Here is a 14,185-nt window from a genome sequence, read left to right as displayed (position 1 = left end):
TATCGATACATTGATGTAGTAGATCATTTTCCAAAGTGAATTGATGAAGATGCTTAAATGTAAGTGAAGATCTTGATGGACATTTTTAATGAGCTGAGAGTATTCTACATGTGAAGCAATGAATAATAGGCGAATGTGCGTTCAACTCGAAAAAAACGTATGCATGTACTTATGAGAGTCGTACTGGCACTTGCCTTGTGGCTCTAATAAGGGTAAAGAATCGACTGAGGAGGGATATGTGATGATTGATACGCGTGAGCCGATCATTGTAGGGTCTCCTTTGAGGGGAGAATGGCACTCTCCAAACACCCCAGGGACAAAAATTCCGAGTCATGGCACAAACAAATTTGGATCTAGATATGCTTTTGACTTTATACAAGTGGATTGGGCAAGAAAGGGGTGGCCCGCTTATCGCGTTAGTTTGGCGAAATATTTACTTTTTGGGGTCCCCCTAGATGAATATTATTGTTGGGGGCAAGAAGTATATTCACCCTGCGACGGGATCATTGTCAAAGCAGAGGATGGTTATAAAGAACGAACACGAACAAAATGGCTATCAGATATGTCTAACGCTTATAAAAATGCTCATTATTTCGACTTAGATAAAGACGACATACGATCAATTGCTGGCAACTATATCATGATAGAATGTGGCGACAATGTATATGCTGGATTAGTCCATCTTCAAACAGGGTCAATTCAGGTTTCAGTTGGTCAGAATGTAAAAAAAGGTGACGTTATAGGTAGAGTGGGTCATTCAGGTAACTCCTTTACGCCACATTTGCATTTTCAACTAATGGATCGTAGTGACGTAGCTACTGCAAACGGATTGCCTTGTGCTTTTGAACAATACGAATTATTTAAAAATGGCACATGGGAAAAAGTGAAAAATGGGATTCCAACAAATAAGGATAGAATAAGATTTTAAAAATCTAATCATGAAATAATTGAAATAGGATCGACATACTTATCGTGTAAGCTGGCAGAAACACTTCCCCGCCCTTATCTTACTCAGTTATCTGTAAACATGACAAACAGCCCTAAGGATCGATTATGATCCAACTAGGGCTGTTTCTTTTTGCAATGATTAAATTAAAAGGTCAAATAACGCAGGGTCTTTATTCACGTCAGTATATTGATAACCTGAGCTGTCCATTCGTTGGATGAGCGGCCAATAGTCTTCTGCGCGTTTTAATTCGATTCCGACGAGTGCCGGCCCTTGATCTTTGTTGTTTTTCTTCGTGTATTCAAAACGCGTAATGTCATCGTCCGGCCCCAATACTTCGTGCAGGAACTCACGCAAGGCGCCTGCGCGTTGCGGAAAATGAACAATGAAATAATGCTGTAAGCCTTCATAAATCATCGAACGGTCTTTAATTTCCTGCATCCGACCAATGTCATTATTTCCGCCGCTAATGATACAAACGACATTTTTTCCGCGAATTTCATCTTTATGCAGGTCGAGGGCAGCGACTGATAATGTACCAGCTGGCTCAGCAACGATCGCATTTTCGTTATAAAGTTCGAGTAATGTTTTACAGACTTTACCTTCAGGGACGACAGTGACACCATCAAGGATGTTTTGACAAATTGAAAATGGCAGTTCGCCGACTCGTTTTACCGCGGCGCCATCGACAAATTTCTCAATTTTGTCCAGTGTGACGACTTCTCCTTTTTCTAAAGCCGTCTTCATCGCTGGTGCTCCTTTAGGCTCGATGCCATACACTTTCGTGTGTGGGCTAAGCCCTTTAATATACGAACCGACGCCTGAAATTAAGCCGCCGCCACCGATCGCAGCAAATAAATAATCAATCTGCTCTTCCATTTGATTCATAATTTCAATGCCCATCGTACCTTGCCCAGCAATCGTGCGATGATCATCGAACGGATGAATAAACGTCATCTGTTCTTCTTCTTGACAAGTCATCGCCTCTTGATACGAATCATCGAACGTATCACCAGTCAAAATGACGTCTACGAAGGAGCCGCCGAATCGCTGCACTTGGTTAACCTTTTGGCGTGGTGTCGGCGCAGGCATGAAAATTTTGCCGCGAATTTGCAATGCGCTACAAGCATAGGCGACGCCTTGGGCATGGTTTCCTGCCGATGCACAGACGACACCTGAGGCACGCTCTTCCTCAGAAAGACTTGCAATTGCATTAAAGGCTCCGCGAATTTTAAATGAACGGACGATTTGTAAGTCTTCTCTTTTCAAATAGACGTTGCACTGATAACGCTCAGACAGCACAGCGTTACGCTGTAAAGGCGTCTGGACAATAACGTCCTTCAGCGTATGGTTGGCCACTATGATCTCTTCCATGTGGGTTAATTTAGTTTTCGTCATCATAGGATGTTCCTTTCGTGGCAAGGTGGCTGGCCACCTGTAACGTTTTCTTCCTATTTAATCATATTTCATAAAGCTACGTCAAAAGAACTTACGATTTTCTTTCATAAATTTCAAATGTATGCGCATAATTATTTTTTTCATCGACAATACCTTGTTCTGTATTGACCAGTTGAAATATCGACCAGTCCACTTCTGGAAAGAAAGTATCTCCAGTAAACGTATGATGGATTCGCGTGACGTACAACCGATCTGCATAGGGCCAAAATAAGCGGTATATTTGGCTTCCGCCAATAATCATCCATTCTTGATCATCTTCTTTTGCTTTTTGCACAACGGATTCTAGATGATGAACAACATGGACATTCGGCTTTGGTTCAATCGCACCTTTTTGTGTCGTCAATATCCAATTTTCTCGTTTCGGTAAAGGCTTAGCACCAAAAGATTCGTACGTTTTCCGCCCCATGACAATCGGTTTTTCTAATGTCTTTGCTTTAAAATACTTGAGGTCGTTCGGCAAGTGCCACGGCAGATCATTTTCTTGACCAATGCGCTGATCCTCGTCCATTGCCCAAATCATTGAAATCATCGTCATTCCTCCTTCTATTAAAAAAACTGCAGATGAATATCTGCAGCTTCGTGTGGCTCTAGGAACAAATGTTTCAGAGCGCCGCTTATGTTAGTTTAACAAATGAATGACGCATGGTCTAATATCCATTTGGGTGCGCTTTATGCCAGCGCCATGCATGCTCGACAATATTGTTTAAGGCAGGATATTGAGGCGTCCACCCTAAATCTCTCTGCGCTCTATCAGCCGAGGCAATCAAAATTGCTGGGTCGCCAGCTCGTCTTGGTGCGGTTTTTGCTGGAATCGGATGTTCGGTAACTTGACGACACGTATCGATCACTTCAAGGACAGAAAAGCCTTGTCCATTCCCGAGGTTAAAGATGTCGCTCTCTCCACCATGCTCAAGGTATTCGAGCGCTAAATCGTGTGCAGAGGCGAGATCCATCACATGAATATAATCACGAACACAAGTTCCGTCTTCTGTTTCATAGTCATCACCAAAAATTGAAATCGATTCTCGCTTCCCGAGAGCCACTTGTAAAATGATTGGAATCAGATGGGTTTCTACCGTGTGATCTTCTCCGATTGTCCCTTTTGGAGAAGCCCCAGCGGCGTTAAAATAGCGCAGGCTGACGGATTTCAATCCGTATGCTTTTTCGCACCAATGAAGCATACGTTCAATCGCCAACTTTGTCTCACCGTATGGGTTTGTCGGGACCGTTGGTGCATTTTCTTTTATTGGTACATCTTCAGGGTTACCGTAGGTGGCAGCTGTTGATGAAAAAACGATCTTTTTTACTCCATGCTTCACCATTGTGTTGATGAGATTAAAAGTCCCCACAACGTTATTTTCGTAATACGCGAGCGGATCTTCCACACTCTCTCCGACGAGAGAGCGGGCAGCGAAATGCACGACTGCGTCAATGTCGTATGTGGAAAAAACGTGTTCCAATTGATCTTTGTGAAGGAGATCACCTTCAATCATCGTTGTCCCTTGCACACTTTCTCGATGACCTGTGCGGACGTTATCAAAAACGATAATGTCCTTTCCTTGTTCTTTCATATATTCCACGGTATGGCTGCCAATATAACCTGCGCCACCTGTAACGAGAATACTCATCGACAAAACGCCTCCTTATAGACTTTTTACGCCATCGCCAATATTAGAAACATACATTTCCGGCGACCAACCAATCGCTTTTTCGTAAGCTTTCGTGACATTGTCGATAAACTGATCCGTATGGTCCTTGTGTACGATGCTTACAGTACATCCGCCAAAACCAGCGCCAGTCATTCGTGTGCCTAAACAGCCTGCTTCCTTTTTTTGGAGGTCAAACATTGTATCAAGCTCATTTCCTGTCACTTCATATAAATCTCGTAACGATTCATGTGATTCGATCATTAACTTGCCGAAGTGCTCTAAGTCGTTCGTTTTTAAGGCTTGTACGGCGGCGACGACGCGGGCATTTTCTTGAACGACATGTTCGACACGCTTTGCGACAGTTGGATCTGTAAGAGCAGAACGGTTTTTTTTCCATAAATCGATCGTAACGTCACTTAAATTTTGCAGCGTAGGAATCTCTTGTTGTAACTCTTTTAGTCCTTTGTCACATTCACTGCGCCGTTCATTGTACTTAGAATCAGCGAGGCCGCGACGCTTGTTTGTGTTTGAGATGACGAGTTGATAAGCACCGAGTGTTAAAGGGATAAGCTCTTTTTCTAGTGTTTCGCAGTTTAAGAACAGGGCATGATCTTCTTTGCCAAATGCTACGGCAAACTGATCCATAATGCCGCTGTTTACACCGATATAGTTGTTCTCGACGCGTTGACATAAAAACGCGAGGTCTGTTTTCGACACCTTGAAGTGGAAGAGGTCATTCAAGGCATATGCAGTGACTAAACAGATCGATGCTGATGAAGATAGTCCGGCGCCATTTGGAATGTTTCCGTGAAAATAAAAGTTTAAGCCAGTATCGAACGCATGATTCGTCACAAATTCACGCAGAATCCCTTTCGGATAATTCGCCCAGTCATGTGCATCATCATAATCCAAAGACTGCAGGTCAAGGGAAACGGTTTGGTCAAATTGGGCACTTTTCATGACGACTTGCTGATCGTTACGCTTGGATATGGCTAAATAGGTGCCTTTTGTTAGCGCAGCCGGAAAGACGTAGCCGCCGTTGTAATCGGTGTGCTCGCCAATTAAGTTGACTCGCCCTGGGGCAAAATACGTCAGAAATGCATTTGCTTCTTGCGAAAATAAGGCTGCGGCCTGTTCTTTTACATTGACGGTCATCCTTCTCCCCCCTTTGTAACTTGAAATCGTTTAATGCAGTCTTTTAAAATGGCTGCGTTGTCTTCAACCTTCGTCGGGTTCGCTGCAGCCCAGCCACCTGTTTCTGAAGACGCATTAAATTTGATCGCCTGTTCCCCACGTAACGGCGGATAAAATTCGATATGAAAACGGTAATACGATTGAGCATCTTCTTCATTTACCGGCGCTGGATGCATGACCATCATGTATGGAAATGAACGGTCATAGATGAGATCCATCCCGCCGACAATATCTTGTAAAAGGACTCCCAGCTCATAACGAACGCTCTCTTCCATATCGGTCAAATGGCAGACGTTGTCTTTTGCGACGACGTAGACGCCAAAAGGATAATCAGTAAAAAACGGAATGAAAGCGAGAAAATGCGCCGTTTCAGCAACAATTCGTTGTTTAAAGACCTGTTCTTCATACAGCATGTCAGCAAATAAATTTCGCTCTGTTTTTTCGTAATGTGCTTGACACGAGGCAATTTCAGTTCTGACCTTCTTTGGAACAAAAGGATACGCATACACCTGGCCGTGTGGATGAGGCATCGTGACACCTACTTCTCTTCCACGGTTTTCAAAAATCATGACATATTCGACTTTAGGTTGTTGACGTAAACGGTCATACGTCTCTGTCCATAAGTCCATCAGGCGGTTCATATGTGGTCGCGACAGGTCGGGAAGGGTTGCTGTATGCTCCTTAGAATACAACACGACTTCACAACGTCCGTAGGCTTTTCTCGTTTCGTAAACCCCACCGCCAACGTCATCGGGCTCTGGAGGATTTTCAGAAAGCACTGGAAAGTCATTTGGATATAAGTAAACATCATAATCGTCCGGCACTTTTCCACTTCCAGGGCAAAATGGACAGGATCCCTTTGGCATATCTGGACGCTTTTGCCGATTGCTTGCGACCATTGTCCAATCATCGAGCAAAGGGTTATATCTTAATTCAGCCATATGAATGCCTCCTCTTATCTTACTTTATTAAATTAATTAAGTATTTGCCTTCATTATAAGTTTTGTTTACAATGAAAGCAATGCTTTTTTACTATTTTGATTAGATGAAGGTGTAGGTGAAAGTGATGACGACACTTAGTAGCTTTAAACGGATGAAGACGATGAATCGAGCAACGGTTTTAAATGCCATTCGTTTATTAAGCCCGATCTCGCGGGCAGATATTGCCAAGGAAACAGGGCTCACTGCCCCTACTGTCGGAAAGCTTGTCAAGGAACTCGTCGATGAGGGATATGTTTGTGAAACGACCGCTGGACCTTCAAGTGGTGGGCGTAAACCAACCTTGCTTCAATTAAATCGAGATGTATTTTCGGTCATTGGACTGGACATCGGTTCGACAGCGGTCAAAGGTGTTCTCTCAAATCTTTTAGGCGAAGTGATCGACGCAACTGAGCGAGCATTACCATTGCCTTGTTCCAAGGAGTCACTATTAGCAACGGCTACGCAGGTGACTGATGAGCTGCTTCAAGCACAGGATTCCAAACGGATCTTAACCGGCATCGGCATTGCGATGCACGGTTTAGTTGACATTGTTGAAGGGCGTTCTCTGTTCGCACCCAATTTGAATTTGCGTGACATCCCAATTCGTGATCATTTTGAACAGATATACCAAACGAATGTTCATGTGGAAAATGATGCACGGGCCATGGCTTTAGGAGAAGCATGGTTTGGTCATGGCAAGGATGTGCCTTCACATGTGTTTATAAATATTGGACGTGGGGTTGGTGCAGGCATTGTTATGGGCCGAACCCTACATCATGGGGCGAATAATGTCGGTGGTGAAATTGGTCATTTGGTGATCTCTGAGGATGGTCCGCGTTGTGCGTGTGGTCAACAAGGCTGTCTGCAAGCGTATATTTCCGGTCCTTCCTTAGTATCATCCACAAAAGAGCAGCTTGCCACTGGTGACACGAACGTGCCTCGCCTCGAATGTGGAGAAGATGTATGTCATCTTGCCCTTCGTGGCAATGAGGTTGCCTTATCGGTTTTTCAAGAAGCCGGTCGTGTTTTTGGTCTAGCACTCGTAAATGTCATTCATACATTTGATCCTTCTGCCATCATTATTGGCGGCGGGGTGTCAAATGCTGCCGCGTTCTTTTTACCTCAGGCGCAAGAAGTCGTTATACGGCGCGGCCTCACCGAAGAAGTGAGGCATACGCCCATCATTGTTTCCGCATTAAAAGACAAAGCAGCTGCCATCGGTGCTGTCACACTGTTGCTTGAAGACATTTTTCAAGAAAAATTTTGATAATAGACGTAGAGTGCCTGAGTACCTAACTGACCCATGCTGTCATGGAGCATCCCTTCATACAATTCGGCTGCCTTCTGTAAGCCAGGTAACGGTAAGTCGAGTTTTTTCGCTTCTTCTAAAGCAATGCGCAGGTCTTTGACAAAATGCTCGACGTAAAATCCTGGGGCTGTGTCGTTTGCAAGCATTCTTGGCGCAAGGTTTGTTAACGACCAGCTACCTGCCGCGCCACCTTGAATACTCTGTAGTACCTTTTGTGGATCTAATCTTGATACTTCTGCAAACCGAAGTGCCTCGACGACACCCATCATGTTAGAGGCAATGGCAATTTGATTACTTAGCTTTGCCAATTGTCCGGCACCAGAAGGACCGTGATGGACAACTTGAGTGCCAAGGCATTCAAATAGTGGTCTCACTTCTTCCACCGTGGCAGCCTTTCCGCCAACCATAATAGATAATGTCCCATTTTGTGCACCAATGTCTCCGCCAGATACGGGTGCATCCAGCATGTGTAGCTTTTTGTCCTCTGCTTCTTCCGCCAGTTGTGTAGCAAGCGTCGGTGACGATGTCGTAAAATCAATTAAAAGCGTTCCTTTTGAGCTCGATTGTAAAATACCTTGTTTTCCTTGATATACGTCGCGAACATCTTCGGGATAGCCGAGCATCGTCATGACGGCGTCGACCTTGCGCACACACTGCTTCACGGAGTCGTGCCATTCTGCTCCTTCTTCGATCAGTGAAGCGGCCTTCGTTTTCGTTCGAGTGTATATCTGAACGGTATGCCCTTCTTTGAGTAAATTGCGCACCATGCTTCTTCCCATAACACCTGTTCCGATAAAAGCGATATTCATATACGGATTCCTCCCTCTCATTCAATGGGTTGAAGACCTAGCTGAGTTTGCTTTTATGACGTTCCCATTTCACTGAACTAGCAAACCCTATTTACAGCATGTCTTCTATAACAGCTTATGTACAATACGAAAATAAGTTAGATTATTGAACATGATGGATGTTCATCTGCTTGATCGTTTCATGAAATCTATTAGTAATGTAAGTTATTAAAAAGTTGATATAAAATTTCTATTCTAAATAACCGAAAGCCCTAAGTTGCTTATATCTATTAATGGCAAGAATCCCTTGCCAATTTTTTCGTGCAACTTCAAATTCATCTGGATAACTCCCCCATCTCCAAGAAATGTCCCAAATTCCTTCGTCAGACATTTCTTCAACATATAGATTTAAATTTTGTTCAACCAACAAACCTAGTCTGTCACATAGAGGGTGCTCAGGAATATCAATAAAATCTAAAGGAAGTGCTTTATATCCATTTTTCCAAGTAGAAATGATCTTATCAATACTACGTTCGGCTAACGCCACGATTTTTTCAGAAACGGTATCCAATGTATACTTAAATTTAGTGCTAAAGGTAGATTCATAAGGTTTAATGATTTTTAGAAATTGTTGATAGTTGTTAATTTCGTGTCTGTCCATGTCAGTCTGATTCATCAAACGATGTATTGCTTTCCCTATTGAGGTCCAGCCTTTTTCCGCACCCTTGCTTTTTTCAGGAGACCAATGCACGAGAAAAGCAGCCAGTTCTACACTTGGATTAAACATCCAATTTACTTGCACACCTTCTTGCCAATGCCACCAAGGTGCATGTGGATAATCATTATTTTCGGGTAGTACAGAGGCCCACATCCCTGTTTCTATATTCAATGTAGTTACCAAATAAGAAACCATTGACTTAACCATTGGTTCATTTGCATCTGCATCTATTTCCAGCAAAATTTGCCCAGCCGCCCATGTAGCCATAGGGGAGGAAAGTGGCAGCCAAAAATCAGGCTCTATGCCATGACCAAAACCGCCGTCCTCATTTTGATAAGCTTTTAGTTGCGCGATCACACTTTCCTTACTAGCATTTTCAAACAGATATTCAAACCGAGAGCGCTCTAATCCTCGAGCTTTTGACTTCATAAATACTGTCGCTTTTTCAAAACAACCCTCAGGAATTCTCATTAAGTAACTCTCTCCTCATTAAAATGACCTTGCTACAATTCCTTCTATTAATCTTTCTTTACATGACTACTGAAATCCTTGTTATACGAATTGCACGCACAGAATCCAAGGGCACGTTGAAAATGACCGAGGACCATCCGCCGCGACTTGACTTGAGAAGTGATTGTTGAAGGCAATCAGAGCGACCCTTAGAATCCCCTTTCATTGAAAAAATAGCGTCTTCGCCAAATAAAAAAACCTGCTTTTTAAAGCAGGTTTTAAGTCTTCACACTGTCCAGTGGGGAGGTGTATTCATCCCCCATGGGAGTGAGGCAATTTCATAATGCGCTTGAAAATTGTCATGGTTCGTATGGTAATGGAAGTTAAAATAGTACTGATCTTTTGGAGGATGATCTCTTCTTACGTGAAAACGGAAAAGATCATTTCCTGTTTCGCCGTCGTAAATATGAAAGATTTTTTCACCTGTGCCGCCGGCAGGAACACTCGTAAACATGAGCTGTTTAATGCGGTGATCATCTAGTCCTTCAGCCAGTGTACGTAGAACGTTTTTAAGTCCTGGCTCCACATCTTCAGCATATCCTTTGCGAACTCGAGGCGCCATCGCTTTTCCAAATTTGGTCGAAGTGACCTGCGAGGCATGCACTGTCGCATAATTAATAAATGAAGCAATCAGTTCCTCTCGATTCTCAAATTGTTCGGCTTCCTGCTGCCAAGCTAGAGCATCCGGCCAATCCACACTCAACATGTTCAATTCTTTTGGAAGTTGAGGAGGCTCCACCTCGTTTGCAAATGGAGGGTTTTTCGGTTGTTGATGATTGTGTGTATCACTATTATCCGCAACCGCCCCTTGGGGTGAAATGTTACCGAATGTAGCCATTGTGACGAGGACGACAAAGGTTTTATTAATCCACCTTTTCATTCAATCGTTCCCCTCATTTCATTACTTAATTACTTACTCATCGGTTTGCAATGTACATTATGTTTCTACGTGTACAATATATTTTTCTCATTTTCTCATTAATTCGTATAAATTACCAGTTTTTTATCGGTCAAGCTATTGATTTTTTAGTTTCTTTGAGAAATGAACTGGACTTATGTGAAGACGGTAATGTTAGGCTTATCACAGCCAAACCTTTACATTTCATCTATCAATATGTCCAACAGAAAATTCTTGAACGCCCATATAGCCTGCAGCTACTTCATACTTTGCAAATGTGACGACAATCTCACCTTCTTTATTGATATAGAAGCTATGATTTTCGTCAATTGGAGATATTTCATGAAAATGAGTATCATAAGTATCCTCAGGGTTTGTCTTCATTCTCTCTTCCATTTCTTTTGTTACTTTCTCTGTCACAATGGTTTTGAAGTCCTGTCCTAAGAAATCCTTAAGAGTTAATAACTCTCCTGTTTCAAGGTTAAATGTATAGTAGGCATTTTCATTATAAGCCGGTGCTAATGTTTGATGTTTATATATTTCAAAAGATAGAATCGTTTCGTCTGAATAACCTATTTTGTAATCGATGGTCGTTTCTACCTTGCGAAATTCTGACTCTTTTCCTCCTGTTTCAATAAATGCTTTTTTATATTCGGCATCTAATTGCTCTTGCTCTTTTAAAACAGAGTCGAGTTTTTGTTGAATAATTTCATTGATCTTATTTTCAATGGACTTATCTTGTTCATAATCGACAACGGGACTGTGAACGCTTCCCTTTGATGTTTCATTCTCAAATTCGTAGTCTCTAAATGTAATTAACCGAGCAATGTCTTCAACACCGGGAATATTGTAGAGCGTTTGTGCAAAAGCGGCACTAGTGTTTAGCGCAAGTGCTACGCTAAGAAATAATCCAGCAGCCGTAGTCCCGATCATTTTTATTTTTTTATTTCTTTTATTTATGTATTGTAACCTTTTTCCGTGTCCTTGTTGAATTACACCTTTCATTGTTTCATCAAGCTTTGTAGGGACTTCAATATGTTTATAAATTTTGTGTAGTTCATTTAATTTCTTATTCAATGACACTTCCCCCGATCTGTTTTTTTAGCATAGCAATGGCTCTTTTCAAACGAGACTTTATTGTATTTTGATTTCGTTGTAATACTGTTGATATCTCTTCAATCGTCATTTGTTGGTAATACTTCAAAAAATGACCTCGCGATATTTAGGGGAAAGTCGTTGTACTTCATTATAAAGGTTCAATAATTCGTCTCTGTCTACCATATCAGCAGGAATATGCTCTAAAAGATCACTTGTATAAACAATCCTCTTATTCTTTTTTAGAAACTGCTTGCACGTATTGATTAGTATGCGATAAAACCAAGTTTTCATATATTTAGGTTCTTTAAGTCCTGGAAGTGACTTTAATGCACTATAAATTGCCTCACTGACCATATCTAACGAATTAGCCTCTGTCTTCACATAACTGTATGAAAGCTTATAAAAGTCATTTTTATTCTCCTCTAACATTCTTAAAAATTGTTCTTCAAGTTCTGTTTTCATATTTAGGGAAACACTCCTTTTATCTGACACTTATTAGAGTGTGGAGTAGACAACTTAGTTTCATAAAAAAGTTATTTTCACAGTTTTTTTGAACTGTTTATTCGCTTCCGAAGGTCATTTTGGAACTTATTACAACAAACTGTTCAAATTTTTAAAAAAACCCGTTATAAACAAAGGGTCATTTATTCATAACGGGTAACTTCTCTCGTTAATACCACCTAAAGATATTCAGATTAGATTTTACACATTTGCTCAATCAACCTACTACTTTGGTAAAATAGATCGTGATGTTATTTTACTGGAGGTTAGGGTTTACAGATCAAGAAATATAGTAATCGTAATAACAATTTCCGAGCGAAGAGTCACTTGAACGGTTTCTAGGTTTCCAGGTTGATCAGTACTCGCCACCCGTTGCCACCGTGGGTTTGATCAGGTACGTTCGGAACTGGTTGCCATGTTTCAAACGAAAAGCTAAACAATGTATACAAAAAAGCATTCTTATTTACACAAAATTCTTGACAGTCCCACATTGATTTTTAAAATCAAATGTTCTAAGATAATAGTTAGATTAAATTTGTGGAGGTATTCTAATTATGATGATGGCAGTGTTCTTGACAGTTATTCGATAATCACAAATCGAATAAAAATGATACTTGAAAAACCCCTCTTTTAGATGGGGGTATTTTGTCGTGTACTTTTCAAGCATCAGAAGTCAATGAACTAAACCATCATAATGCCGTTAATTATACTGTCTGCACTTACGTGTAAAAACAGTTTATAGATTTGGTCTACAAAAAGGTCGTGATGAATCTTGGTTGGTTCATTCACGACTTTTTTGTGTTCTCAAAACGGTGTTCAAAAATTGGGAGGCGTTAGTATGACTCTTTATTTTGCGAGCGTATTACCAGGATTAGAATACGTTTTATCAAATGAAATTAGCATCAAATTGCGTGATTCTGAAGTAATTCAAATAAATAGAGGGAAGGTATTCTTTAGCACACCTGAGCCTTTTTCATGCTTAAGTTCTTTAAAATCGGCAGATAATTTGTTTCAGGTAATTGACCAATTTCAAATTGGTCCACATAAAAAGCACTTATCTCAGGTAAGTAAGCAAATATCCCAGTTAGACTTGGATTTTATTGATCATAAAGATTCATATTGGGTAAATGCAAGTCGTAAAGGAAAACAAACCTATAGTCGTTTTGACGTGGCAAAAAAAGCAATGGAGGGCATTAAACAGCGGTACCCTGATTGGAACATTGGAACGTCTCAAAATCATCAGGTAGAATTCAGGCTCGACATTGAACATCATAATGTGATTTTTTCATTTCGACTTACAGATGCGACGTTTCGTTTTCGCAATGAGAATCGACGGTTCTCTCGTGCATCATTACTTCCTACTGTAGCTCATGCGATGGTGTGGTTGTCAGATCCTAAATCGACAGATATTTTCGTAGATCCTTGTTGTGGTTCAGGCACAATTTTGTCTGAACGAGCCACATACCCTGCAAATCAGATAGTTGGTGGAGATATATCTGATATAGTCACAAAGGTTGCTAAGAGTAATCTTGACGATTTAAAGGTGCAAATTAATGTTTGGGATGCACGGGAATTACCTTTTTCTAATGGTAGTGTCGATAAAATAGTAACTAACCTGCCATTTGGGAGACAGATTTCACTTGACGAGGATCTAGAATTGTTCAATCACCATATTATGAATGAAATATGTAGAATCTTGAAGCCAAATGGAAGAGCTATTATTTTGTCTGAGAGTGTCAATCAATTATTTTGGGAAGTAAAACGATTAGGGCTTTTTTGTCTGGAATATTATCCTCTCAGTTTGAAGGGTGTGAATCCTACCTTGTTTGTGTTTGAAAAACAAAAAATGATCTCAAAAAGAGATTTATTATAAACACTGAAAGAAAGTTACAATGTTAACTCATCCGAGTTAATTTCATAATTTAGGGCCCTTGAGTCTCAAGGTATTCAAGGCACAAAAAATGGAGCACCTCCCCAAATTCTGTATAATGGTAGTTACCACACTAACCTAACAGAGAGGTGAGATGCCCTATGTCCATTATACGACAACTAAGTCTATTTGACATGCATGAATTATATGAGATGGAGCCTTCCAATCATTTTGAGGCTGTCTTTTCAGCCCTTAATCTGAATCC

General features: G+C 41.1%; 14 protein-coding genes and 1 pseudogene. 4 read left to right on the top strand and 11 right to left on the bottom strand.

Going from position 1 to position 14,185, the window contains the following annotated elements:
* Positions 1–241 precede the first annotated feature (241 nt).
* Positions 242–928 (top strand): M23 family metallopeptidase, encoded by a 687-nt coding sequence (locus G4V62_RS03035; protein ID WP_165199288.1) that lies wholly within the window; start codon positions 242–244, stop codon positions 926–928.
* Positions 929–1,087: 159 nt separating this feature from the next.
* Here the strand turns inward: G4V62_RS03035 and ilvA are convergent, their stop codons facing one another.
* The 5 genes from ilvA to galT form a co-directional block, all read right to left on the bottom strand.
* Positions 1,088–2,347: a threonine ammonia-lyase IlvA gene (gene ilvA / locus G4V62_RS03030; protein ID WP_165199445.1), complete on the bottom strand. Its 1,260-nt coding sequence runs from the start codon at positions 2,345–2,347 to the stop codon at positions 1,088–1,090.
* An 88-nt stretch (positions 2,348–2,435) separates the two neighbouring features.
* Entirely contained in the window at positions 2,436–2,933 is a 498-nt protein-coding gene (locus G4V62_RS03025; RefSeq protein WP_165199287.1) for a dihydrofolate reductase, read from the bottom strand.
* Between the two features lie 118 nt (positions 2,934–3,051).
* On the bottom strand, positions 3,052–4,032 hold the full coding sequence (galE, locus tag G4V62_RS03020; protein WP_165199286.1) for a UDP-glucose 4-epimerase GalE: 981 nt from the start codon (positions 4,030–4,032) through the stop codon (positions 3,052–3,054).
* A 15-nt stretch (positions 4,033–4,047) separates the two neighbouring features.
* Positions 4,048–5,208 (bottom strand): galactokinase, encoded by a 1,161-nt coding sequence (locus G4V62_RS03015; protein WP_165199285.1) that lies wholly within the window; start codon positions 5,206–5,208, stop codon positions 4,048–4,050.
* Positions 5,205–6,188, bottom strand: coding sequence for a galactose-1-phosphate uridylyltransferase (gene galT / locus G4V62_RS03010; protein ID WP_165199284.1), 984 nt, complete (start codon positions 6,186–6,188; stop codon positions 5,205–5,207). Before galT ends, G4V62_RS03015 begins: the two co-directional genes overlap by 4 nt.
* 125 nt (positions 6,189–6,313) lie before the next feature.
* Here galT and G4V62_RS03005 point away from each other — a divergent pair, with 125 nt between their 5' ends.
* Complete coding sequence (locus tag G4V62_RS03005; RefSeq protein ID WP_246218234.1) at positions 6,314–7,495, top strand: ROK family transcriptional regulator; 1,182 nt, start codon at positions 6,314–6,316, stop codon at positions 7,493–7,495.
* Here the strand turns inward: G4V62_RS03005 and G4V62_RS03000 are convergent.
* From G4V62_RS03000 to G4V62_RS02975, 6 genes are all read right to left on the bottom strand, one after another.
* Positions 7,480–8,367 carry an NAD(P)-dependent oxidoreductase gene (locus G4V62_RS03000; protein WP_165199282.1) on the bottom strand — a complete coding sequence of 296 codons (888 nt, stop codon included), beginning with the start codon at positions 8,365–8,367 and terminating at the stop codon, positions 7,480–7,482. The genes G4V62_RS03005 and G4V62_RS03000 overlap by 16 nt on opposite strands.
* Positions 8,368–8,575: 208 nt before the next feature.
* Complete coding sequence (locus G4V62_RS02995; protein ID WP_165199281.1) at positions 8,576–9,514, bottom strand: hypothetical protein; 939 nt, start codon at positions 9,512–9,514, stop codon at positions 8,576–8,578.
* A gap of 265 nt (positions 9,515–9,779) precedes the next feature.
* On the bottom strand, positions 9,780–10,433 hold the full coding sequence (locus tag G4V62_RS02990; protein ID WP_165199280.1) for a YpjP family protein: 654 nt from the start codon (positions 10,431–10,433) through the stop codon (positions 9,780–9,782).
* Positions 10,434–10,655: 222 nt separating this feature from the next.
* Positions 10,656–11,528 (bottom strand): PdaC/RsiV family protein, encoded by an 873-nt coding sequence (locus tag G4V62_RS02985; protein WP_165199279.1) that lies wholly within the window; start codon positions 11,526–11,528, stop codon positions 10,656–10,658.
* Complete coding sequence (locus G4V62_RS02980; protein ID WP_165199278.1) at positions 11,521–11,655, bottom strand: RNA polymerase sigma factor; 135 nt, start codon at positions 11,653–11,655, stop codon at positions 11,521–11,523. The genes G4V62_RS02985 and G4V62_RS02980 overlap by 8 nt, the downstream gene beginning before the upstream one ends.
* Positions 11,652–12,011 (bottom strand): sigma factor, encoded by a 360-nt coding sequence (locus G4V62_RS02975; RefSeq protein WP_165199277.1) that lies wholly within the window; start codon positions 12,009–12,011, stop codon positions 11,652–11,654. Before G4V62_RS02975 ends, G4V62_RS02980 begins: the two co-directional genes overlap by 4 nt.
* Positions 12,012–12,326: 315 nt before the next feature.
* Between G4V62_RS02975 and G4V62_RS02970 the strand changes: the two are divergent.
* Together G4V62_RS02970 and G4V62_RS02965 are read left to right on the top strand one after the other, a co-directional pair.
* Positions 12,327–12,486, top strand: a pseudogene (locus tag G4V62_RS02970) (IS256 family transposase); the annotation flags it as partial.
* Positions 12,487–12,888: 402 nt separating this feature from the next.
* Positions 12,889–13,923, top strand: a complete 1,035-nt coding sequence (locus tag G4V62_RS02965) for an EmtA family 23S rRNA (guanine(2470)) methyltransferase (RefSeq protein WP_165199276.1) — start codon at positions 12,889–12,891, stop codon at positions 13,921–13,923.
* Positions 13,924–14,185: the final 262 nt, after the last annotated feature.

Source organism: Litoribacterium kuwaitense, from assembly GCF_011058155.1.
GTDB classification, from domain to species: domain Bacteria; phylum Bacillota; class Bacilli; order Bacillales; family DSM-28697; genus Litoribacterium; species Litoribacterium kuwaitense.
The sequence above is the reverse complement of the archived record's forward strand: the minus strand, read 5'-3'. Positions and strand labels throughout refer to the sequence as shown.

Bases quoted from the DNA above. Each gene is read 5' to 3' on its own strand.
- G4V62_RS03015 (WP_165199285.1), bottom strand. From the start codon at position 5,208: ATGACCGTCAATGTAAAAGAACAGGCCGCAGCCTTATTTTCGCAAGAA.
- G4V62_RS03005 (WP_246218234.1), top strand. From the start codon at position 6,314: ATGACGACACTTAGTAGCTTTAAACGGATGAAGACGATGAATCGAGCA.
- G4V62_RS02975 (WP_165199277.1), bottom strand. From the start codon at position 12,011: ATGAAAACAGAACTTGAAGAACAATTTTTAAGAATGTTAGAGGAGAAT.
- galE (WP_165199286.1), bottom strand. From the start codon at position 4,032: ATGAGTATTCTCGTTACAGGTGGCGCAGGTTATATTGGCAGCCATACC.
- G4V62_RS03025 (WP_165199287.1), bottom strand. From the start codon at position 2,933: ATGATTTCAATGATTTGGGCAATGGACGAGGATCAGCGCATTGGTCAA.
- G4V62_RS03035 (WP_165199288.1), top strand. From the start codon at position 242: ATGATTGATACGCGTGAGCCGATCATTGTAGGGTCTCCTTTGAGGGGA.
- galT (WP_165199284.1), bottom strand. From the start codon at position 6,188: ATGGCTGAATTAAGATATAACCCTTTGCTCGATGATTGGACAATGGTC.
- G4V62_RS03000 (WP_165199282.1), bottom strand. From the start codon at position 8,367: ATGAGAGGGAGGAATCCGTATATGAATATCGCTTTTATCGGAACAGGT.
- ilvA (WP_165199445.1), bottom strand. From the start codon at position 2,347: ATGATGACGAAAACTAAATTAACCCACATGGAAGAGATCATAGTGGCC.
- G4V62_RS02965 (WP_165199276.1), top strand. From the start codon at position 12,889: ATGACTCTTTATTTTGCGAGCGTATTACCAGGATTAGAATACGTTTTA.
- G4V62_RS02990 (WP_165199280.1), bottom strand. From the start codon at position 10,433: ATGAAAAGGTGGATTAATAAAACCTTTGTCGTCCTCGTCACAATGGCT.
- G4V62_RS02995 (WP_165199281.1), bottom strand. From the start codon at position 9,514: ATGAGAATTCCTGAGGGTTGTTTTGAAAAAGCGACAGTATTTATGAAG.